A 21127-nucleotide genomic window follows, 5' to 3' on the forward strand; every position below is an offset into this window, starting at 1 on the left:
TCGGGCAACCAGCCATCTCGAGGGGACTTACTCGATCTGCGACAGCGCTTCCTCGACTTCGACGTAATCGAGGGACGTCGTACGTTCTGCGCGGATGAGGTTCTCGTCGTTGATTTCGAGAGCGAGTTCGTCCATCTGTTCTGCGACGTGCGTAATGTCCTCGTCTTCGGCCCCGTACATCTTGATGAGGAGGTTGCGTTCGCCCGTCATCAGTTCGGTCACCTCGACCACTTGTGGGAGAGCGAGTGCTTCCACAGCAACCGCCGAGCGCTCGCTGATGCGTGCGGTACACGTGAACAGAAAATACAGGTCGAGTCCGGTCTGGTCGTGGTTGATGCTCGCCGTGTATCCGGAGATGATACCGGCCTCCTCCAACCGTTCCATCCGGTTGTGGATGGTGTTGTCCGACACCCCCACCTCCTCCGCGAGTTCGAGTGCCGTGTACCGTGCGTTCTCCTGAAGCAGTCCGAGGAGTTGCTTGTCCACATCGTCGAGTTCGTACGACGCCATACCGAGTCAATCCGAGCCAACCCAATGAGCCTGTTGATATTCCCCGCGATTAGGTGGTATGATTTCGATTTTTTAGCGTATCCTCGCTATCAGAGGGATAATTTGAATCCGTGAAGGACCCCTATATAAGGACGGAGCCACTAGGATGGATTCTCCACAGTATACAGAAGAGTACCTCGATATTCTAATTTTTTCTCGTAAGATAGGGATATATCGAGGTATCTGACCAAAAGTTTATAACGTCAGGCGGCCTCGATTTGTTGTGAGCAATAGACTTTCCTCAGCGAAGTCGGCCCCCGCTTCCTTCGACAGTCACAGCGTGAGCGAAGCCGTAGTCACCGCAGTCGCCGACGCGAAAGGCGTCTCGCCGGTGGCGGTCACCCCGCCGTTGTACGACGTCATCGACCCCGAGGCGCTGGAGGCGGTCGTGGCCAGCATGACCAGCAGGCCCGACGAACCCGCGGGGCACGTCGAGTTCCCGTATAATGGCTTCAGAATCACCGTTACAGGGGATGGCCGGGTCTCAGTAACACCGAACGAATCCCATCGACAGTAAGCGGTCGTCGAGAAGTAACGTATACGGAAGAGACCGGAATTTTCGAAACTGTACTCGCTCCGTTCGGCACCGCAACTGCCTCACGCCTCGAACCTCCACCGATTCCTTCGCCCCTCTCGGTCGCTCACTCGGCGCGCCGAGTGAAGTTCCCGAGCAAGCGGTCGCCGAACGCCAGCACGAGGAGCGCGCCGACGAGGTTGAACGCGAGGTCCAGCAGGGTGTCTTTGGCGCTGTAGTGGACGAGCAGGGGTTCGATGCCGAGACGACGGCTGACCGCGTGGATGGCGTATTCGAGGAGTTCCCAGACGAGACCGACGCAGACGATGGCCGCGAGGACGCGCGGTGTCGGGTCGCGGCCGCGCCGACGGGCGGCGGCGTGGACGACTCCGCCGAAGAGCGTCGCCGAGAGGGTGTGGGTGACGTGGTCCCACCACCACGTGTCGTCGTAGGGTCCGAGCATCCCGACGGCGTGGGCGAGCATGGCGATTCCGGCGTAGACCCGTTGCCACGGCCGGAACTCCACGTCGTACCAGCGTTCCACCAAGTCCGGGAGGTAGGTGGCCGCGAGTGCGAAGACGGCGTTCACGATAGCGCCCGGGTCCCGGCGGCGGAACCCCTCGCCGAACACCGCGACGAGTCCGCACCGGATACCGCGCTCGACCGTCCGCGCCACCGCGGTCCACGTAGTCCGACTCATGCGTGTCGGTGGACAGTACGGTACGGAAACGGGAAATAGGTTCGTCTACGCGATGGCTAGTTTCGTGGTGTCTACGTGCGTGATGGTGGGTGCTGAACTACCGGGGGCGCGGTCGTTCGGCCAGTTTACCGAGGACGCGCTTGCTCGACCAGTCTACCGTCTGGTGTCCTCGTTCGCTTCGCTCACGAGGGCTCGGAAGACGCGGTTCGTCTTCCGGCGGACTGAAAGGGGCCGGTCACGCGACCGGGCGGGGGCTTTCGAAACTAACACGACCGATGCTCACTATCCGATTCTCACCGACGACCGCGAACGTGAGCGGCAGAGTAGCTAGCTACTCCTTGAGCCACGGAGTACCGCACAGCACCGCACCGCCCAGCACCGCGACCGCGGGCCTCAAACCTCCCCAGCCTCCTCGTTCACTCCCTCCAGTCGCTCACTCGTCCCTCGCGCGCCGTGGCGCGACCTCGAACCGCGAGGTCGCGCCAGCACGCGCCAAAAGTGAGCTTTTATTTCCTTAGGAAATGATAATACACCCTAAAGGAACGAAATTCGTTCTCTAGCTGGCTACCACGCGTACTCCTCGCGAGCGTCCACGTCGTCGCGGTCGGCGTCGTAGACTCGCTCGCCCTCCACGAACACCTGCTTTGCGTCCGAGTCCAACTCGAACATCGGGCCGTCCCAGACCACGAGGTCGGCGTCCGTGCCCTCCTCGACGGTCCCCACGCGGTCCTCGATACCGAGAATCTCCGCCGGATTCCGCGTGACCGTCCGGAGCGCCACGTCCTTCGGCAGACCCTCCCGGACCGCGAGGCCGACGCACACGTCGAGATGCTCCTGGGGCAGGACCGGCGCGTCGGTCTGGATGGCGACCTTCACGCCCGCGTCGTGGAGGATGCCCGGCGTCTCGAAGGTGATGTTGCGGAGTTCGTACTTGCTGGCCGACGAGATGGTCGGGCCGACCACGGCGGGCACGTCGCGTTCCACGAACTCCTCGGCGAGAACGTGGCCCTCGGTCGCGTGTTCGATGGAGAAGTCGTCGATGCCGAACTCGTCGGCGATGCGGAACACCGTAGCGATGTCGTCGGCACGGTGGGCGTGGACCCGGAGCGGCAGGTCGTCTTCGAGGACGCGCGCGAGGTTCTCCATCCCGAGGTCGCGCTCGAAGGGTTCGCCCTCCTCGCGCCTGTAGTCGCGCTCCGCGATGTAATCCTCGGCGTCCATCAGGGCTTGGCGGAGGGTCGCGGCCACGCCCGGCCGGGTCGAGGGCTGGCGGTCCTTCTCCTCGCCGTGGAACCGCTTGGGGTTCTCGCCGAAGGCGGCCTTCATGCCGTCCTCTCGCACGAGCATCCGGTCGGCCACGTCGCCGTAGGTCTTCATCGAGCAGATGATGCCTCCGATTACGTTCGCGCTCCCCATCCGGGCCGAGACGGTCGTGACCCCGCCCTGAAACGCGTGCTTGAGTTCGTCGTCGCGGGGGTGGAAGCCGTCGAGCGCGTTGACGTGCGGGGTCACGGGGTCCGACACCTCGTTGACGTCGCCGTCCTCGGGTTCACCCCACTCGGCCATCCCGGCGTGACTGTGGGCGTCGACGAGGCCGGGCGTGACGTGGCGACCCCCCGCGTCGAACGCCTCGGCGTCCTCCGGAACTGCTATCTCCTCGTCGGTCCCGACCGCAGAAATCTCGCCGTCGTCGAGAACCACCGTGCTGCCCTCGATAGTCCCTCGCTCCGACACCGTGTGAACCGTACCATTGACGATTGCTCGCATACCACGAAGGTTCGAAAGCGGGGTGATGAGGGTTTCGATTCGATGTACCACCGTCGACTCGCCGCTACCCCGACACCTAAACCCGCGTCACGCGATACCACGGCCATGTACCGACGCGACCTCCGCGACACCCGAACCGACGACCTGCTGGCCGACGCCGCGACCGCGGAGATGGCCGAGCAGGTCGTCCCGGAGCCAGAGGGGAATCGCCTCGCCTACGCAGTGAGCAGGGAGCATCGCACCGACCTCTACCTCCGCGACGGCGACCAGACCCGGAAACTCACCAACAGAGGCGTCCTCGCCCAGCGATACACCCACTTCGACCCGCGGTGGTTCGACTGGCACCCAGAGGGCGACGAAATCGCCTACGCGGGCGAGGGTGACGACGGTCTCTCCGTCTGGACCGTCGAGACCGAAACCGGTGAGAAGACGCGCGTCACGAACCACGACGCGGCCGACTCGAACCCCCGATTCTCGCCCGACGGCGACGAGATCGCGTTCGTGACCGACAACTGGTCGCCGGGGTCGCTCGCGGTCGCCTCGGCCGACGGGGGCCGAGTCGAGGTCCTGTGCGACGACGAGTTCCTCTACGCCGACCCGCGGTGGGCCGACGACGACACGCTCTACGCGGTCCGGACGCGCCACCGGGACCGGTCGGACCGCGCGAGCCAGGTCGTCCGGGTCTCTCGGAGCGGAGACGTCGAACCGATTTTCGCCAGCGATTCGGTCAACGCCTACGCGCCGCGGCCCCGGCCCGCCCCCGACTCCAGCACCGACACCGACGAAATCGCGTTCGTCCACGACGCCAGCGGTTTCGACGCGATTTACCTCACCGGCCCCGACCGGGCCGAACCCGAGCAACTCCTCGCCGAGCGCGGCACCGACTTCGGCGCGCCAGCGTGGGACACCGCGGGCGAAACGCTCGCCGTCACCGCCACCCGGCAGGGCGACGTGAGCGTCCGAACCGTCGCACGGGAACCGGCGGGCGAGACCGCCACCCTGACCGACGAACCGGGCGACCGTTACTTCCCCGAGTGGCACGACGGGGACGTTCTCGCGGTCGCCGGAGGCCCCGCCACACCCCCGGAAATCCGCAATCTCTCGACCGGCGAGCGAGTCGCGGGCCGACCGCCCGCGGGACTCGACTCCCGGTTCGTGGACCCGGAGGAGATTTCCTACGAGTCGACCGGGGGCGTCGAGATTCACGCGATGGTCTACCTCCCCGAGGGTAACGACGAGGCAGACCCAGACTCGATTCCCCTGCTCGTCCACCCCCACGGCGGCCCCACCTCGTTCGACGGCTACGAGTACAACTACCGCGCCCAGTACTTCGCCGCGCAGGGGTTCGCCGTGATAGAGCCGAACTACCGGGGTTCCAGCGGTTTCGGCCGGGAGTTCCGGAATCGCAACGACTTCGCGTGGGGCGAGGGTGACCTGGACGACGTGGTGAACGCCGCCGACGCGCTCGCGGACGCCTACCCCGCGGTGGACCCCGACCGCGCGGGCATCTTCGGCGGGAGCGGCGGCGGCCTGATGACGGTGAACGCGCTCGGCAGAACCGACCGCTTCGACGCCGGAGCGGCCTTCTACGGGGTCTACGACTACGAGACCTTCGTGGACGACACCGACGACGTCGGTTGGCGACTCATGAAGCGCGAGCTGGGGTTCCCGGCGACCGACGTCGAGAACTACCGCGAGGCCAGTCCGATTCGGTCGGTCCCCGACGTCGACGCTCCGCTGCTGGTCCTCCACGGCGAGGAGGACGTGCGGGTTCCGCTCAGCCAGTCCGAGCAGTTGGTCGAGGAGTTGGAGAAGCACGGAAAGACCTACGAGTTCCAGACCTACGAGGACGAGCCACACGGCTTCCTGAAACGCGAGAACGTCCTGGACGCCTACTCGCGGGTGGCCGACCTGTTCGCCAAGTACCTCGCAGTGGACCCCGACGACGGGAGCAGTCGGCCCCACCGGAAACAGGACGGCGAGTAGATCACTACGACGATAAACCGTTGTGAGTCGGGATTCACATCGACGCGTTTTGGGCGTCTAGGGTGGCTTCCGGTCCCGCTACCGACGACCCGGATGCTCCGCGAACTGACAGACGACGGGAGAACCTCGTCGTCTCACCTCGAACGCGCGATTTTATCTCCCGGCGAGTAGTCTACGGCGACTCTCCACCGAACAGTAATCAGACCGATAGCTCTGGATGTAAAAACTTTGACGAACAGTCACGAATTCGGAAGGTCAATTCTTTAATACCAGGCGCGGAACCGTAGGGGTATGAAGCGAGTCGACGTTGCTATCGTGGGCGGCGGTCCCGCCGGGACTTCCGCCGCGCGGGCCGCCGCCGAGCAGGGGGTCGACGCGCTCCTCGTCGAGAAAGGCGTACCACGCGCCGACCGCGAGGAGTTGGGACCGGACTCGACCGACGCCGCCGGGATGCTCGACTACTGGGTGGACATCATGGACATCCCGTTCGAGGAGATTCCCGACCACGTCGTCCTCCGAGAGTTGGACCGAACCGAGTTCTTCGGTCCGAACGAGGCCTGCGTCATGGAGAGTACGGGTATCGAGTCGTCTTACGACGGGTTCGGGTTCACCTTCCACCGCGCCCGGATGGACGACTGGCTCCGCGACCGGGCCGAGCGAGCGGGCGCGGAGTACCGCGTCGGCGTCGGCGTGACCGACGTGGAGACCGACCTCACCGGGTCGCCGACCCACACCCTCCACCTCTCGGACGGCGAGGAAATCGAGACCGAGTATCTGGTCCTGGCGGACGGTCCCCAACGACAGGTCACGATGCGCGTGCTGGACCGGTTCTCGCCCGACGACCGCCGCATCTCGGAGGTCGTGGCTCCGAACGAGGCCAACCACATCGCGTATCAGGAGTACCGGGAGTTCCCCGAGGACCTGTTCGACCCGAGTTCGCTCAAGTTCTGGTGGGGCGTGATGCCGGGCGAGACCGCCTACCCGTGGGTGTTCCCCAACGACGGAAACGTCGCGCGCGTGGGCCTGACGATGCCCATCGGGATGAGCCTCGAAGACGTGGACGACCCCGAGGACTACGACCTGCTTCGACCCGAGGACGACGCCCTGCCCCGGCCCGCCGAGTACATCGAACGCCTGCTCGAACGCGAGTACGGCGACGAGTACGACCTGAGCGACTTCCCGCTGGTCGAGGACCGAGGCAAGAGCGAGGGCACCGAGACCTACCCCATCTCCTCGACGCGACCCATCGACTCGCCGACCGCGGCGAACGTCGCGGTCGCCGGCGGCGCGATGGGCACCACCTCGGCGTTCCACGAGGGCGGCTACCACGTCGCGGTCCGGACCGGGAAGATCGCGGGCGAACTCGCCGGGAAAGGTCAGCTATCGGGATACAACGACCGCTGGAAGGACGCCATCGGCGAGGAGATCACTCGGAACGTCACCTTCGCCGACATCGTGGCCGACTACGGGCCGGACGACTGGGACCGGACGTTCTCGATGGCGAGCGACATCCTCGCCGACGAGCGCGGAAGCGGCCTGCTGAAGTACAAGCTCTCGTCGGGGCTGACGGGCGCGAAACTCGTCACGAAGTACAAGACGACCAAGCGCAAGTTCCGGAAGGGCAAGTACGTCCAGTTCGAGGAGTCGGAGTACACGGTCTGAGTCGGCAACTCAATCGCTTTTCCCCGCGCTGAACGCCAGACAGTAGCTGTGGTCGTATCCGTAGCCGTAGGTTCCCCCGTCTCTGTCGTCGCGGGCCTCGCCCTCCCATCCGACGACCACCTCGCCCTCGAAGTGGAACGACTCCGAGACCGACTCGGCCGCGTCCCACGCCAGCGTCGTCACGTCGCCCTCGTACTTCATGTTCGACACGTCGACGAGGACGCTGGCGTCGGGGGCGGCGAGGTCGGCCAATCGAGCGAACAGGTCGGTCAGGTCTCGGAGATACGTCTCGTAGTCGCTCTCGCTCCCGTCCGCGTAGTTCCGGAACGGGTTGACTCCCATCGACTGCTCCATGTACGGCGGCGAGGTGAGACAGCAGTCGAACGCCGGGAAGTCGCCGGGGTCGAGTTCGAGCGCGTTCCCGTGGACGACGTTCTCCTCGTGGTCGATACGGTCCCGGATACTCTCGACCCGGTCCGCCTCGAACTCGACGCCGTGGGGAACCCGGCCCAGTTCCTCGGCGACGGCGAGAGTCGTCCCGAACCCGGCGAAGGGATCGAACACGACGTCGCCCTCCTCCGAGAACTCCCGGAGGAAGTGGCGAACGTACGCCTCGGGCGTCCGCACGTCGTCGTACTCGGACGGAATCGCGGTCTCCTGCTCGTACTGGAGGGTCACGAACGTCTGCACGAGCCGGAGTTTCTGGCGGATGTTTGATAATATTTCGGGTCCCCGACCCGCCGGGAGTCCCCCTCCGACAGTTTGACAGTTCGTCGCTACTTTCCTCTCGCCAACAGATGAGCGACTCCGACCTGCGAATCTTCGACGGCCACAACGACACCCTGCTTGACCTCCACCTCGAATCGCGCGGCGGTGGCCGGTCGTTCTTCGAGCGGAGCGAATCCGGCCACGTCGACCTCCCGCGAGCGCGCGAAGGCGGCCTCGGCGGCGGGTTCTTCGCCGTTTTCGTCCCGAACGAGGACTACGAGTACGAGCGACGCGAGATCGACGAGGGGTACGAGACGGACCTCCCGCCCGCGGTCTCCCACGAGCGCGCGAAGCACTTCACGTACGACGTGCTGGCTCGCCTCCACCGCATCGCGGCCGACTCGGAGGGAGCGGTCCGGGTCGTCGGTGAGTACGACGACCTCGAAGCGACGCTCGCGGACTCCGAAACCATCGCCGCCATCCCCCACCTCGAAGGGGCCGAGGCGGTCGCGCCGGACCTGTCGAACCTCGACTTCCTCTACGCCGCGGGGGTGCGCTCCATCGGCTTGGTGTGGAGTCGCCCGAACGAGTTCGGCCACGGGGTGCGATTCGAGTACCCCGGTACGCCGGACACCGGTCCGGGACTGACGGACGCGGGTCGAGACCTCGTCCGGGCGTGCAACGAGGAGGGAATCCTCGTCGACCTCGCGCACGCGACCGAGGCCACCTTCCGGGAGGCCGCCGAGGTCTCGACCGACCCGCTCGTCGTGAGCCACGGCGCGGTCCACGGCGTCTGCCCGTTGAGTCGGAACCTGACCGACGAGCAACTCGACGCCGTCGCGGACTCCGACGGCGTCGTCGGCGTCACCTTCGCGGCGGGCCAAATCCGTCCGGACGGGGAGAGCGACCCCGACGCGCCCGTCTCGACGGTAGTAGACCACGTCGAGTACGTCGCCGAACAGGTGGGCGTCGAACACGTCGCGCTCGGGTCGGACTTCGACGGCGCGACGGTCCTCGACTCCATCGGCGACGTGACGGGACTCCCCGACGTACTCGCGGAGTGCCGCGAGCGAGGGTTCGGCGACGAGGAGATACGGAGAATCGCGCGAGACAACTGGCTCCGCGTGATTCGAGCGACGTGGGAGTGAAGACGGGAGACCGACTCCGGCCCCGTTTCGTAGCGACCCGCCTTTTATCGTCCTCGGAGTAGACCGATCTCTCGTATGAGCGTCAGTTTCGACTTCACCGACCGAGTAGCCCTCGTCACCGGGGCCAGCGGCGCGCTCGGAAGCGCGGTCTGCGAAGCCTTCGCCGACGCGGGCGCGACCGTCGCGGCCGCGGACGTGGTGGCACCGGACGACGAGGACGCCCACCTCGACACCGGAGACGCCATCGACTTCTACGAGGGCGACTTCACCGACGAGGACGACGTCGCACGCGTCGTCTCGGAAGTCGTGGACGACCACGGGCGATTCGACTACCTCGCCAACATCGCGGGGACGTGGCGCGGCGGCACGCCCGTCGCGGAGACCGACGCCGACACCTTCGACTTCCTGTTCGACGTGAACCTGAAGACGGCGTTCCTCGCCAGCAAGCACGCCCTGCCCCACCTCCGAGACGGAAACGGGTCGATAGTAAGCGTCAGCGCCCGCTCCTCACTCGAGGGCGGCGAAGGCGACGGACTCTACCGGGCCTCGAAGGCGGGCGTCCGCCTGCTGACCGAGACCATCGCCGAGGAGGAGAAGGGCGAGGTCCGAGCCAACGCCGTCATGCCGAGCGTCATCGACACGCCCGCGAACCGTGAGATGATGCCCGACGCCGACCACGAGAAGTGGGTCGCGCCCGCCGACATCGCCGAGACGATACTCGCCCTCTGCTCGGACGCGACCGGCGTCACGTCGGGGGCCGCAGTCCCCGTCTACGGCGAGTCCTGAACGTTCGTCAAGTTTTTCCTCTTCTCCGAACCAGTTGACAGGAAATCGCGGCAAAAATAGCTCGCCTTCCTTCGAATCGTTCCGTTTATACCCGCCTGTTTGAAAGCTACCGTCACACATGGCACAGAGAGAGACGTGGGCGACGAGGGTGGGCTTCATCCTCGCCGCCGTCGGCAGTGCAGTCGGACTCGGAAACATCTGGCAGTTCCCGTTCAAGACGGCGACCAACGGCGGCGCGGCGTTCGTGTTCGTCTACCTTCTCGCCGCGGTCCTCATCGGCCTCCCGGCGATTCTGGGCGAGTTCGTCGTCGGGCGACGGTCGAAGCTCAACGCTATCGAAGCGTTCGGTCGGTTGAATCGACCGTCGTGGACGATCGTGGGCGCGCTCGGCCTGTTCATCGGCATGTGGATTCTGTCGTACTACAGCGTCGTCGGCGGGTGGGTCATCCGGTACGTCTTCGGTAGCGCCACGGGCGCGTACTTCGGCAACCCCGGGGAGTACTTCGGAGCCATCTCGGCCGGCGTAGACGCAATCGCGCTCCACGGCCTCTTCATGCTTCTCACGGCGGGCATCGTCGCGTTCGGCGTCGAGGACGGTATCGAGAAAGCGACGAAACTGATGGTGCCGAGCATCGTCTTCATCCTGCTCGCGCTGGCAGTCTACGCCGCGACGCTCCCCGGCGCGACCGACGCCTACGCCTACTACCTCAACCCCGACTTCGAGTACCTGTTCAACAACCTCGGCGACGTGGTTCCGTTCGCGGTGAGCCAAGCGTTCTTCTCGCTTTCGCTCGGGATGGGTGCGATGATAACCTACTCGTCGTACATCGACGGCGACGAGAGTCTCCCCTCCGACGGCGCGACCATCGTCGTGCTGAACACGCTCATCGGCCTGCTCGCCGGATTCGTCGTCCTCCCGCTGCTGTTCGCTCAGCAGGGCGGGGTCTCGGAGACGGCCGCTGGCGGCGGTCCCGGCGCGCTGTTCGTCGCGGTCGCGTCGGCGTTCGCCGACCTCGGCACGGCGGGTCGTGCGGTCGGCGTCGTGTTCTTCCTCGTGGTCCTCATCGCGGCGCTGTCGTCGGCCATCAGCCTGCTCGAAGTCGTCACGTCCTACATGGTGGACAAGTACGGCTTCGACCGGAAGGCCACCGCGTTCGGCTTCGGTGCCGTGCTGTTCGTCGTCGGGACGTTCTCGGCGGCCAACACCGCGTGGCTCGGCTGGTTCGACACCATCGCGTACAAGTTCCTCCTGCCGGTGTCGGTCCTGCTCGGCGTCTTCTTCGCCGGGTGGGTCCTCGGTCCGGTCGCTGTCGAGGAACTCCGGAAGGGGACCGGCGGCCTCACACGGTTCGGTCCCGCGTGGCTCTGGATGCTCCGGACGTTCGTCCTGGTCGCCGTGCTGGCAACGCTCCTGCTCGGCGTGGACACCCTCTACGAGATGCCGCCGATTCCGTCGCTCTAAGAATCGTCGGCCACCGATTAATTTTCCCGAACCTTCTCCAGTCGATAATGGTTTTTCAGCCAATTTCAGCCGTGTTTATGGGTGATTGACGGTTCTTCGGTTCGAAACTCTCTTACGGTCGGCTTGGCGAGTGTGTCGCAATGACACGCGAATCGTGGCGCACTCGACTCGGCTTCATTCTCGCCGCAGTCGGAAGCGCCGTCGGCTTAGGTAACGTCTGGCGCTTCCCGTGGATGACGGCCGAGAACGGCGGAAGCGCCTTTCTGGTCGTGTATCTCGCAATCATCCTGCTGATCGGCGTGCCCGGCCTGCTCGCGGAGTTCGTCATCGGGCGGCGCTCCCAGCGCAACCCCGCGGGCGCGCTCTTCCGACTCTCCGGGTCGAAGTCGTGGGGCGCGGTCGGCCTGTTCGGCGTCGTGACCGCCGTCGTCCTGCTGTCGTTCTACAGCGTGGTCGGCGGGTGGATTCTCCGATACTTCCTCGCCAGTTTCACCGGAGGGTACTTCGGGTCGCCGGGCGCGTACTTCGGGTCCATCAACTTCGGTCTCCCGGCGGTCGGCTTCCACGTCGCGTTCCTCGGCCTCACGTCGCTCGTCGTACTGGGCGGGGTCAGAGACGGTATCGAGAAGGCGACGAAGGTGATGATGCCCGCCATCGTCGTCCTGCTGGTCGCGCTCGCAGCGTGGGCGACCACGCGCACTGGCGCGGACGCGGGCCTGTCGTTCTACCTCGACTTCGACGCGGCCTACCTCCGAGCCAACTTCTTCGACGTGTTGGGTGCCGCGGCGGGACAGGCGCTGTTCACCCTCTCGCTCGGCGTCGGCACGATGATTACCTACGCCTCGTATCTGGGCGACGACCACAACCTCGCGTTCGACGGGAGCATCATCGCGGTGCTGAACACCGGCGTCGGCGTCCTCGCGGGGTTCGTCGTCTTCCCGCTCCTGTTCGCCACGGTCGGCGAGTTGACCGGGCCGGCGGCGTCCGGCGGCGGTCCCGGCGCGCTGTTCGTCAGCCTCGCAGGTGCGTTCACGCAGGTTCCCTTCGGTCAGGTGCTCGCGATCGCGTTCTTCGGCGTCATCGTCCTCGCGGCGCTGTCGTCGTCCATCAGCATGCTCGAAATTCCGGTGGCCTACCTCGTGGACGAACACGACCTGGAGCGCCGGACCGCGACCGGCGCACTGGCGGGTCTCGTCCTGCTGACGGGGAGCGCGAACGCGCTGAATCCGGCGCTGTTCGACTTCGTGGCGAGCACGCTCGTGGACCTGATGCTGACCGCGGGACTCGCGGGCTTCCTCGTCTTCGTCGGGTGGGTCCTCGGCAAGGACGCCGTGGCCGAGTTCTCGACCGGCGCGGGGTCGCGCGTCCAGTCGCTCGGCCCGGCCTGGCTCTGGTCGGTCAGGACGATTCTGCCGCTGTTCCTGCTCGGGACGCTCGCGGTGAACCTGCTGGCGCTCGCCGGGGTGTCCATCTTGGGCTGAGTCCACGACCAACTCTCTTTTAGGAAACCTTTTCCCGCCCGTAGTTCTCAAAACGCTCAATGAGTAGCCATCGGAGGGTTCGACGACTATGACGATGGAAGACAAGGTAGAAGAACTCCGCGAGTTGCGCGAGGAAGCCCTGAAAGGCGGCGGTGAGGACCGCATCGAATCACAGCACGACAGGGGGAAGATGACCGCGCGCGAGCGCATCGACTACTTCCTCGACGACGACACGTTCAACGAGTTCGACCAGCTTCGCACCCACCGAAGTCACAACTTCGGGATGGAGGAAAAGCAGATCAAAGGCGACGGCGTGGTGACTGGCTACGGCGAGGTCAACGGCCGAAAGGTGTTCGTCTTCGCCCACGACTTCACCGTCTTCGGCGGGTCGCTCGGCGAGGTGTTCGCCGAGAAGGTCTGCAAGGTGATGGACAAGGCGATGGAAGTCGGTGCGCCCGTCGTCGGTCTCAACGACTCGGCCGGAGCGCGGATTCAGGAGGGCGTCGCCTCGCTCGCCGGCTACGCCGAAATCTTCCGGCGAAACACCGAGGCGTCCGGCGTTATCCCGCAGATTTCGGCCATCATGGGACCGTGCGCCGGCGGCGCGGTCTACTCGCCCGCCATCACGGACTTCATCTTCATGGTGCAGGACACCAGCCACATGTTCATCACCGGCCCGGACGTCATCGAGACGGTCACGGGCGAGGAAGTCACCTTCGAGGAGTTGGGCGGCGCGAAGACCCACGAATCGACCTCCGGGGTCGCTCACTTCGCCGAGAAGGACGAGGAGGAGGCGTTAGACGACATTCGACGCCTGCTGTCGTACGTCCCCCAGAACAACGTCGAGGACCCGCCGCGGGTCGAACCGTGGGACGACCCCGAGCGCCGCGACGAGGAACTCAAGTCCATCGTGCCCGACCAGCCCAAGAAGCCCTACGACATGACGCGGGTCATCGACGGCGTGGTAGACGAGGATTCGTTCTTCGAGGTACAGGAGGGCTACGCCAAGAACATCGTCATTGGCTTCGCCCGACTCGACGGCCGGTCGGTCGGCATCGTCGCCAACCAGCCCCGGGTCAACGCCGGGACGCTAGACATCGAGTCCTCCGAGAAGGGCGCGCGGTTCGTCCGGTTCTGCGACTCGTTCAACATCCCGATTCTGACGTTCGTGGACGTGCCCGGTTTCATGCCCGGCACCGACCAGGAACACGGCGGCATCATTCGCCACGGCGCGAAACTGCTGTACGCCTACTCCGAGGCCACCGTTCCCCTGATGACGGTCATCACCCGGAAGGCCTACGGCGGGGCCTACGACGTGATGGCGTCCAAGCACATCGGCGCGGACGTGAACTACGCGTGGCCGACCGCCGAGATCGCGGTGATGGGGCCGAAGGGCGCGGTCAACATCCTCTACGACGACGAACTCGACGAGGCCGAGGACACCGAGTCCCGGCGACAGGAACTCATCGACGAGTACCGCACCGAGTTCGCCAACCCCTACACCGCGGCCGACCGCGGATTCGTGGACGACGTGCTCGAACCGCAGGACACCCGACCGCGCCTCATCGACGACCTCGAAATGCTCGCCAGCAAGCGCGACGAGCAACCCGACAAGAAACACGGGAACATCCCGCTCTGACCATGGCGACGCCACACTCCGAAGAGCGCGAGGAGTCGGACGCCGACGCCGAGTCCGGCGACCCGGCCGACCTCGGAGCGCTCGCAGACGCCGACCTCGCCATCCCGGACGACGCCACCGACGAGGAGGCCGCCGCCATCGCCGCGGCGGTCGGTGCCCACCTCCGGTCCCAGGAAGCCGCGGCCGCCGCCGCGGAGCGCGACGCCGAGGAATCGTGGCAGGGCAAGCGGTGGTCGTTCGCGGGTCGCTTGCGCGGGTTGCAGGGCCGCGCGGGCCGCGTTCCCACGAGCGCACCCACGGACGCGTGGGCCGCCTCGGGCCGGACAGACAGGTTCTGAGACGGACTCGACGCTTTCGAATCGACCTCGAACCGGCCGCTTTCGGGCAATTTGTCGGAGTTCTGGGGGTTACGTCTAAGTAGCAGTAGGGAGTACTATTGATAGCTACTGGCTACGGCGGGGTACCTTCGATTCGTGAGGTATCTCTCGATTTTTAGCGCCGATAGCCGTGGGAGGGTTTGTCAATGGTGAGGGTACTTTACGTTATGGAGCGGAGATTCATGCGGAAAACGTTCGAGGCGATAGACCGGCACGTAGACGGCGATTCGGCCTACGTTCCGGTTCGCCCCGAGGCGGTCGGCTGCTCGGACTCGATTCCCGAAATCGAGGTCGAGGAGCTGTCGGCCATCGACCGGCACGTCCGCCGAATCGACCCCGACGTGGTGGCGTACAACCACCGATTCCGAATCGACGAAGTCGAGTTCCACGAGGAGTATCCGCTGGTTCACGTCCGCCACGGCGCGTCCGTCGGTCGCGGGGAAATCGACGTGACCGCGGCGTCCGCCGGGCACGCCATCGACGTGGCGCTCGCGCCGGGCGACCGATGGGCGAATAGGTACGAGACCGACCTGCCCGCGGACGCCGAGGTGTCGGTCGTCGGGATTCCGGAGGCCGACGACCTCGTGGCGGCCGACCCGCCCCGAGAGAAGCGAGTGCTGTACGCGCCGACCAATCACAACTACGGCGGCGGGTCGTACCTGAACACGGCCCACGACGTTCTCGACGCGGTCGAGGGGACCGACTACGAACTCCTGTTCCGACCGCATCCGATGGACCGCAAGGAGGAGCCCGGCAAGTCGCTGACCGAGGAGTGCCGGGGCCGAATCGCCGAAATGCCCAACGTGGCGTTCGACGAAAACGAGACGCCCAAGGCGAGCATGCTGGAGTCCGACGTGCTGATATCCGACTACTCGGGCATCGTGTCCGAGTGGCTTCACACGGAACGACCGCTGGTCCAGTTCGCCGACATCGCGGCAGAGGACAACGAGGTGCCCGAAATCGGGTGCGTAACGACCGGCGCGGAGTTCGACGCCGACCTGCTCGACGCGCTCTACGAGCGCGGTTACTCCGAGACGGTGGCCGAGCGCGAGGCGTCCTTCCGGGAGACGCTGGGCATTCCGATGGACGGCAGGGCCGGTGAGCGGGCCGCCGCGGAGGTGACGGCATGCGCGCAGTAATCCTCGCGGCGGGTCGCGGAAGCCGGATGGGTGACGCGACCGAGGACGTGCCAAAGGCGTTCATCGAAGTCGAGGGCAAGACGCTGTACGAGCGCCAGCGCGAGGCAATCGCCGACCAAGTCGATGGCGTGACGGTTGTTCTCGGCTACGAGGCCGAGAACGCCCGCGAACACCTCTCGTCGGCCGAGACGGTGGTGCTGGACCACTGGTACGAGTACGACAACGCCGAGTCGCTCCGACGTGCACTCGCAGGCATCGACGACGACGTACTCGTGCTCAATGGCGATATCGTCCTCTCGCCCTCGGTGGTCGGCCGACTCGTTCGGCGCTACGAGGCGCTCGGCGGCGCGTACAACGTCGTCGGCTGTCTGCCGGGCGTCCAGACCGAACACACCGCGATTCGGTGCGACGACGCGGGCAACGTCGTCGAGTACGGGATGATTCCGGGCCACCGCCACGCCGGGGTCGGCGTCCTCAGTCGTCGCCACCGCGAGGAAGCGATGGACGTACTCGACCGAAACTGCGAAGACTGGTATCCGCACGTCTACCCCGAAACCCCGACCAAGCGCGTCGTGGTTCCCTCCGAGTCCCACCTCGAAATCAACCGCCCCGAGGACCTCGAAACCGCCCGCGAGCAACCGCTCCTCGCCGGACAGACCGAGTGGGACGTGGCTCCCTGACGAGGGACGTGGCCCTTTGACGAGTGACAGAGGATGTGTACCCGAACGAGGAAGGAAGGGTTTATGACGTAGTGGTGATGCTCCCCGGCAAGGAATGGACCTCATCGCCCATCGCGGGTGTGCCGACGAGTACCCCGAAAACACCCTCCACGCAGTCGAACACGCTTCTCGACGCCTCCCCGCAGTCGAGATGGACGTGCGCCGGTGTCGCTCCGGCGAACTGGTCGTTTTCCACGACGAAACGGTAGACAGAGTGACCGACGGAACCGGGTCGGTCGCAGACCTCGACCGGGCCGACCTCCGCGAACTGGAGGTCCTTGACTCCGGCGAGGGCGTCCCCCTGCTCTCGGAAGCACTGGCCGCGGTGCCCGCGGACGTGAACGTGCAGGTCGAACTGAAAGAGACCGGTATCGGCGCGGACGCGGTGTCGGTCGTCGCCGACGCCGACGTCGGCGGAAACGTGCGATTCACCTCCTTCCGCCCCGAGGCGTTGGCCGATGTCCGCGAGGCCGACCCCGACGCCTCGCTGGGCTACCTGTTCGGTTCGGATACGGGCGTCGAGACCGGTCTCGAAACCGCCCTCGACCTCGACTGCGAGTACCTCCACCCGCACGCCGAACTCTGCATCGAGACCGACGTGGCCGACCGCGCCTACGCCGAAGGCATGGACGTAATCGCGTGGGGCGTGGACGACGCCGCGACCTGCGAGGACCTCCGCGAGGTCGGCGTAGACGGCGCGACCGCAGACAGTTGGACGCTCGGCGGTGTCGAAGTCGAGACCGAGGCGGACGTCGAGGACGGGGCGGCCGCCGCGGACTGACCCGCCGAGCGCCGAACTGGTCGTTTGGCCGGTCGAGCGCCGAACCGTTGCTCGGTCCGGGAACTGATTCGGACCGATTGACGACGCGGAAGAGACACTTTTACGATTCTAAAACAATCGTTTCTACCTATTTCGGAAGTATATACGTTTCTCAAGCCCGACAGACCGCCAGCATGTGCTCCGAGAAGTCCACCGCAGTTCGGTCCTCTCGGAGCGTCCGGACGACCTCGCGCACGTCCGCGACGGCCTCCTCGTCGGCCGCTTCTAACTCCCGTTTCATCCGGTTGGCGACGTTCTCCAGACCGACCAGCGTCTCGACCTCGAACCCCGCGGCCTCCAGTTCGCGCTCGAACTCGTCGGCTCGGAAGCCGTGGCACTCGGCCCACCCCTCGCCGTCGGCGTGTTCTGCGACGCGCTCGGCGGTGTAGTCGCCGTCGGCCGTGATGGGTGCGAGGAGGCCGTGGGCGTCGTCGAGGTTCGACTTCAGAATGTCACGAAGCATGGCGAAGCGACCGATGACCGAGACGAAGACGGGCGCTTGCGACGTCGCCACCCGCCGGAGTTCGGCCATGGCGGTCGCGCGCTCGTCGGCGTCCACGACGTGGCTGAGGGGGCCGCCGAGACAGCACACCGCGTCGAACCGGTCGGACTCGAAGGGCAGCTCGCGCAGGTCGGCCTGCTCGGCCGTGACGCGCTCGCCGACCCCGCGCTCGGCGGCTTTCTCGCGGGCGATGCGGACCTGCTCGGCGCTGAGGTCCGCGAGCGTCACGTCGTATCCCTGTTCGGCCAGCCACAGCGCGTACCGGCCCGCACCGCCTCCGGCGTCGAGGACGCGCACGGCGCGGGTCTCCGCGTCGGGCAGGTGTTCGGCGAGGTAGTCGGTCGTGTTCTCGAACTCCATCCGGGTCACGGGGTCGCGGTCGAGGCGTTCCCACTCGCGCTCGCCGAACTCGTCGTAGTACTCTCGGGGATCCATATCTGGCTCGTCGGTCATGTCGGGACTCTCGTTCGAGTCGGAATTCTGTCGGTTGGCGGTTAAACGTTAGCGAGGTGTGTAGTGAGGTATCACGCCACTCCGCACCGCAACTTCGCCCCGTCCCTCCCCGCTTGTACGTGCCTCGGCCGCGACCGCACCGCATGCGGCCGGGCCCGAGTACGGCGCGTCCGGGGGTCGAGAACGTCCGCGGAACTTCAGGAGTGGAGAATCAGCGGAACTTCAGATGTAGGAAAATCCGCAGAGTCTGCGGTTTGCAACGGTCCACGAACTCGGAAGAAGGTCTGGCGCGCTGTTTCGTCTCGTCAACCGAATCGACCTGGAAAGTAGACGAGCCCGCGACGCCTCCACTTAGAACCGACAGAATGAGGTATCCCACCCGAATATTTGCCGCCAAGAATGTTCGACAAGGTACTCGTCGCCAACCGCGGCGAAATCGCGGTCCGCGTGATGCGGGCCTGCGAGGAGTTGGGTATCGACACCGTCGCCGTCTACAGCGAGGCGGACAAAGACTCGGGCCACGTCCGGTACGCCGACGAGGCGTACAACGTCGGTCCGGCCCGCGCGGCCGACTCGTACCTCGACCACGAGGCGGTCATCGACACCGCGAAGAAGGCCGACGCCGACGCCATCCACCCCGGCTACGGCTTCCTCGCGGAGAACGCCGAGTTCGCGGGTAAGGTCGAAGACACCGAGGGCGTCGAGTGGATCGGCCCGAACGCCGACTCCATGCAACAACTCGGCGAGAAGACCCACGCCCGCAAGACGATGCGCGAGGCCGACGTGCCCATCGTCCCCGGCACGACCGACCCAGTGGAGGACCCAGCGGAGGTCGAGGAGTTCGGCGACGAACACGGCTACCCCATCGCCATCAAGGCCGAGGGCGGCGGTGGCGGGCGCGGGATGAAGGTCGTCCGGAGCGCCGAGGAGGCCGAAGACCAACTCGAATCCGCCAAGCGCGAGGGCGAGGCGTACTTCGACAACGACAACGTCTACCTCGAACGCTACCTCGAAAATCCGCGCCACATCGAGGTCCAGATCATCGCCGACCATCACGGTAACGTCCGACATCTCGGCGAACGCGACTGTTCGCTCCAACGCCGCCACCAGAAGGTCATCGAGGAAGGACCGTCCCCGGCGCTGACCGACGAACTCCGCGAGCAGATAGCCGAGGCCGCCCGGCGAGGCGCGGACGCCGCGGGCTACTACAACGCGGGGACCTTCGAGTTCCTCGTGGAAGAAGACGAAGACCGCGGGGACGGCGAACTCCTCGGCCCGGACGCGAACTTCTACTTCCTCGAAGTCAACACCCGGATTCAGGTCGAGCACACCGTCACCGAGGAACTCACCGACATCGACATCGTGAAGTCCCAGATTCGGGTCGCGGCCGACGAGGAGTTGGGCTTCGAACAGGACGAGGTCGAACTCGAAGGCCACGCGATGGAGTTCCGCATCAACGCCGAGAACGCCGCAGACGACTTCGCGCCCGCGACCGGCGGCAAACTCACGACCTACGACCCGCCGGGCGGCATCGGGGTGCGGGTAGACGACGCGCTCCGGCAGGGCGACGACCTCGTGACCGACTACGACTCGATGATCGCGAAACTCATCGTCCACGGGGCCGACCGCGAGGAGTGTATCGCTCGCTCCAAGCGCGCGCTCGCCGAGTACGACATCGAGGGCATCCCGACCATCGTCCCCTTCCACCGACTGATGCTCGGCGACGAGGCGTTCGTCGCGGGCACGCACACGACCAAGTACCTCGACCACACGCTCGACCCCGAACGCATCGCAGAGGCTCAAGAGAAGTGGGGCACCGAGACCGACTCGACGGCCAGCGACGACGAGGAGGTCGTCGAACGCGAGTTCACGGTCGAGGTCAACGGCAAGCGATTCGAGGTAGACCTCGAAGAGCGCGGCGCGGCCGCGATTCCCGCCGGGAACGCGGGCGGCGAGGGCGGCCAGAAACCCCGACCCGCGGGCGGCGACGACAGCGACGACGCCGGCGCAGGGGCCGACGGCGAGGGCGAGAGCGTCACCGCCGAGATGCAGGGCACCATCCTCGACGTGAACGTCTCCGAGGGCGACGAGGTGGCCTCCGGCGACGTGGTGTGCGTGCTGGAAGCGATGAAGATGGAGAACGACGTGGTCACCTCTCGCAGTGGCACGGTCACCCAGGTCGCGGTCGGCGAGGGCGACAGCGTGGACATGGGCGACGTGCTGGTCGTCATCGAGTGACGGACGCAGATTCACTCTGAACACGTAGCCACAATCCACTTGCGGTACGGGGGCTAACCCCTACACGTGTCGCAGGTTTACCCGTATCGGCTCACAGACTTCCTGCGCGAACAGGTCGGCGACGGCCTCCGGAGCGTTATCTATCACGATCCCGACGGGTACGAGGTCGTCTACCTCCGCGAGGACGTAGACTCCCACTCCGAGCAGGACATAGACAGCATCGTCGCCGACCTCTGGGCCGACTCCTACGAGCAGGGCATCCGAGAGGACCTTCGCGGGTGCGGTCCCCTCAACGGCACGGTCTGGGTGTTCGAGGAGGCCATCGAGATGCACTTCGTCGCCGACGAGCGCCGAGGCATCGCGGTGACGCTCGACACGGAGACGTTTCTGGCTCAAAGTAGCTTCATCGGGCAGTGTCTCGGCGTCGCGGGCCTGAAGTGACCGATTTTCGCGCCGACCGTAGTCGTCGGGGTCCGG

19 protein-coding genes are annotated in these 21127 nt (G+C 65.9%); 14 read left to right on the top strand and 5 right to left on the bottom strand.

All coding sequences use genetic code 11. The features are described from left to right. Positions 1-27 precede the first annotated feature (27 nt). Positions 28-510 (bottom strand): Lrp/AsnC family transcriptional regulator, encoded by a 483-nt coding sequence (locus E2484_RS22175; protein WP_137287374.1) that lies wholly within the window; start codon positions 508-510, stop codon positions 28-30. A gap of 319 nt (positions 511-829) precedes the next feature. On the opposite strand from E2484_RS22175, the gene E2484_RS22180 reads away from it, so the two are divergent. Further along, positions 830-1066, top strand: a complete 237-nt coding sequence (locus E2484_RS22180) for a HalOD1 output domain-containing protein (RefSeq protein WP_321112971.1) — start codon at positions 830-832, stop codon at positions 1064-1066. Positions 1067-1190: 124 nt separating this feature from the next. Here E2484_RS22180 and E2484_RS22185 read toward each other — a convergent pair whose 3' ends face one another. Together E2484_RS22185 and E2484_RS22190 are read right to left on the bottom strand one after the other, a co-directional pair. After that, on the bottom strand, positions 1191-1763 hold the full coding sequence (locus E2484_RS22185; RefSeq protein WP_137287376.1) for a hypothetical protein: 573 nt from the start codon (positions 1761-1763) through the stop codon (positions 1191-1193). Between the two features lie 564 nt (positions 1764-2327). Then, the gene (locus E2484_RS22190; protein WP_137287377.1) at positions 2328-3530 is read right to left on the bottom strand and encodes an amidohydrolase; all 1203 of its coding nucleotides are present in this window, start codon (positions 3528-3530) and stop codon (positions 2328-2330) included. Positions 3531-3635: 105 nt separating this feature from the next. Here E2484_RS22190 and E2484_RS22195 point away from each other — a divergent pair, with 105 nt between their 5' ends. Both E2484_RS22195 and E2484_RS22200 read left to right on the top strand, forming a co-directional pair. Continuing rightward, on the top strand, positions 3636-5516 hold the full coding sequence (locus tag E2484_RS22195; protein ID WP_170977460.1) for a S9 family peptidase: 1881 nt from the start codon (positions 3636-3638) through the stop codon (positions 5514-5516). A gap of 291 nt (positions 5517-5807) precedes the next feature. Beyond that, positions 5808-7178 carry an NAD(P)/FAD-dependent oxidoreductase gene (locus tag E2484_RS22200; protein WP_137287379.1) on the top strand — a complete coding sequence of 457 codons (1371 nt, stop codon included), beginning with the start codon at positions 5808-5810 and terminating at the stop codon, positions 7176-7178. A gap of 9 nt (positions 7179-7187) precedes the next feature. Here E2484_RS22200 and E2484_RS22205 read toward each other — a convergent pair whose 3' ends face one another. Further along, a complete protein-coding gene (locus E2484_RS22205; RefSeq protein WP_137287380.1) occupies positions 7188-7868 on the bottom strand; it encodes a DNA methyltransferase in 681 nt (226 codons plus the stop codon). Between the two features lie 107 nt (positions 7869-7975). On the opposite strand from E2484_RS22205, the gene E2484_RS22210 reads away from it, so the two are divergent. From E2484_RS22210 to E2484_RS22250, 9 genes are all read left to right on the top strand, one after another. Further along, positions 7976-9034 (top strand): dipeptidase, encoded by a 1059-nt coding sequence (locus E2484_RS22210; protein WP_137287381.1) that lies wholly within the window; start codon positions 7976-7978, stop codon positions 9032-9034. A 75-nt stretch (positions 9035-9109) separates the two neighbouring features. Beyond that, a complete protein-coding gene (locus tag E2484_RS22215) occupies positions 9110-9820 on the top strand; it encodes an SDR family oxidoreductase (RefSeq protein ID WP_137287382.1) in 711 nt (236 codons plus the stop codon). A gap of 118 nt (positions 9821-9938) precedes the next feature. Beyond that, a complete protein-coding gene (locus E2484_RS22220; RefSeq protein ID WP_137287383.1) occupies positions 9939-11282 on the top strand; it encodes a sodium-dependent transporter in 1344 nt (447 codons plus the stop codon). Between the two features lie 140 nt (positions 11283-11422). Continuing rightward, positions 11423-12763, top strand: coding sequence for a sodium-dependent transporter (locus E2484_RS22225; RefSeq protein WP_137287384.1), 1341 nt, complete (start codon positions 11423-11425; stop codon positions 12761-12763). A gap of 94 nt (positions 12764-12857) precedes the next feature. Beyond that, the gene (locus E2484_RS22230) at positions 12858-14402 is read left to right on the top strand and encodes an acyl-CoA carboxylase subunit beta (protein ID WP_137287385.1); all 1545 of its coding nucleotides are present in this window, start codon (positions 12858-12860) and stop codon (positions 14400-14402) included. Positions 14403-14404: 2 nt separating this feature from the next. Then, positions 14405-14740: a hypothetical protein gene (locus E2484_RS22235; protein WP_394347941.1), complete on the top strand. Its 336-nt coding sequence runs from the start codon at positions 14405-14407 to the stop codon at positions 14738-14740. 221 nt (positions 14741-14961) lie between these two features. Further along, on the top strand, positions 14962-15918 hold the full coding sequence (locus tag E2484_RS22240; protein ID WP_321112973.1) for a CDP-glycerol glycerophosphotransferase family protein: 957 nt from the start codon (positions 14962-14964) through the stop codon (positions 15916-15918). Beyond that, on the top strand, positions 15906-16598 hold the full coding sequence (locus E2484_RS22245) for an NTP transferase domain-containing protein (protein WP_137287387.1): 693 nt from the start codon (positions 15906-15908) through the stop codon (positions 16596-16598). Before E2484_RS22240 ends, E2484_RS22245 begins: the two co-directional genes overlap by 13 nt. A 94-nt stretch (positions 16599-16692) precedes the next feature. After that, entirely contained in the window at positions 16693-17418 is a 726-nt protein-coding gene (locus E2484_RS22250) for a glycerophosphodiester phosphodiesterase (protein WP_137287388.1), read from the top strand. Between the two features lie 151 nt (positions 17419-17569). Here the strand turns inward: E2484_RS22250 and E2484_RS22255 are convergent, their stop codons facing one another. Next, the gene (locus E2484_RS22255; protein ID WP_137287389.1) at positions 17570-18412 is read right to left on the bottom strand and encodes a class I SAM-dependent methyltransferase; all 843 of its coding nucleotides are present in this window, start codon (positions 18410-18412) and stop codon (positions 17570-17572) included. Between the two features lie 399 nt (positions 18413-18811). Here E2484_RS22255 and E2484_RS22260 point away from each other — a divergent pair, with 399 nt between their 5' ends. Together E2484_RS22260 and E2484_RS22265 are read left to right on the top strand one after the other, a co-directional pair. Beyond that, positions 18812-20650 (top strand): acetyl-CoA carboxylase biotin carboxylase subunit, encoded by a 1839-nt coding sequence (locus tag E2484_RS22260; protein ID WP_137287390.1) that lies wholly within the window; start codon positions 18812-18814, stop codon positions 20648-20650. A gap of 66 nt (positions 20651-20716) precedes the next feature. Then, the gene (locus E2484_RS22265; protein ID WP_137287391.1) at positions 20717-21091 is read left to right on the top strand and encodes a DUF7522 family protein; all 375 of its coding nucleotides are present in this window, start codon (positions 20717-20719) and stop codon (positions 21089-21091) included. The last annotated feature ends 36 nt before the right edge of the window (positions 21092-21127 follow it).

The sequence above is a fragment of the Halorussus salinisoli genome (assembly GCA_005239435.1).
Taxonomy (GTDB): Archaea; Halobacteriota; Halobacteria; order Halobacteriales; family Haladaptataceae; genus Halorussus; species Halorussus salinisoli.

Bases quoted from the DNA above. Each gene is read 5' to 3' on its own strand.
- E2484_RS22175 (WP_137287374.1), bottom strand. From the start codon at position 510: ATGGCGTCGTACGAACTCGACGATGTGGACAAGCAACTCCTCGGACTG.
- E2484_RS22185 (WP_137287376.1), bottom strand. From the start codon at position 1,763: ATGAGTCGGACTACGTGGACCGCGGTGGCGCGGACGGTCGAGCGCGGT.
- E2484_RS22190 (WP_137287377.1), bottom strand. From the start codon at position 3,530: ATGCGAGCAATCGTCAATGGTACGGTTCACACGGTGTCGGAGCGAGGG.
- E2484_RS22195 (WP_170977460.1), top strand. From the start codon at position 3,636: ATGTACCGACGCGACCTCCGCGACACCCGAACCGACGACCTGCTGGCC.
- E2484_RS22200 (WP_137287379.1), top strand. From the start codon at position 5,808: ATGAAGCGAGTCGACGTTGCTATCGTGGGCGGCGGTCCCGCCGGGACT.
- E2484_RS22210 (WP_137287381.1), top strand. From the start codon at position 7,976: ATGAGCGACTCCGACCTGCGAATCTTCGACGGCCACAACGACACCCTG.
- E2484_RS22215 (WP_137287382.1), top strand. From the start codon at position 9,110: ATGAGCGTCAGTTTCGACTTCACCGACCGAGTAGCCCTCGTCACCGGG.
- E2484_RS22220 (WP_137287383.1), top strand. From the start codon at position 9,939: ATGGCACAGAGAGAGACGTGGGCGACGAGGGTGGGCTTCATCCTCGCC.
- E2484_RS22225 (WP_137287384.1), top strand. From the start codon at position 11,423: ATGACACGCGAATCGTGGCGCACTCGACTCGGCTTCATTCTCGCCGCA.
- E2484_RS22230 (WP_137287385.1), top strand. From the start codon at position 12,858: ATGGAAGACAAGGTAGAAGAACTCCGCGAGTTGCGCGAGGAAGCCCTG.
- E2484_RS22235 (WP_394347941.1), top strand. From the start codon at position 14,405: ATGGCGACGCCACACTCCGAAGAGCGCGAGGAGTCGGACGCCGACGCC.
- E2484_RS22240 (WP_321112973.1), top strand. From the start codon at position 14,962: ATGCGGAAAACGTTCGAGGCGATAGACCGGCACGTAGACGGCGATTCG.
- E2484_RS22245 (WP_137287387.1), top strand. From the start codon at position 15,906: ATGCGCGCAGTAATCCTCGCGGCGGGTCGCGGAAGCCGGATGGGTGAC.
- E2484_RS22250 (WP_137287388.1), top strand. From the start codon at position 16,693: ATGGACCTCATCGCCCATCGCGGGTGTGCCGACGAGTACCCCGAAAAC.
- E2484_RS22255 (WP_137287389.1), bottom strand. From the start codon at position 18,412: ATGACCGACGAGCCAGATATGGATCCCCGAGAGTACTACGACGAGTTC.
- E2484_RS22260 (WP_137287390.1), top strand. From the start codon at position 18,812: ATGTTCGACAAGGTACTCGTCGCCAACCGCGGCGAAATCGCGGTCCGC.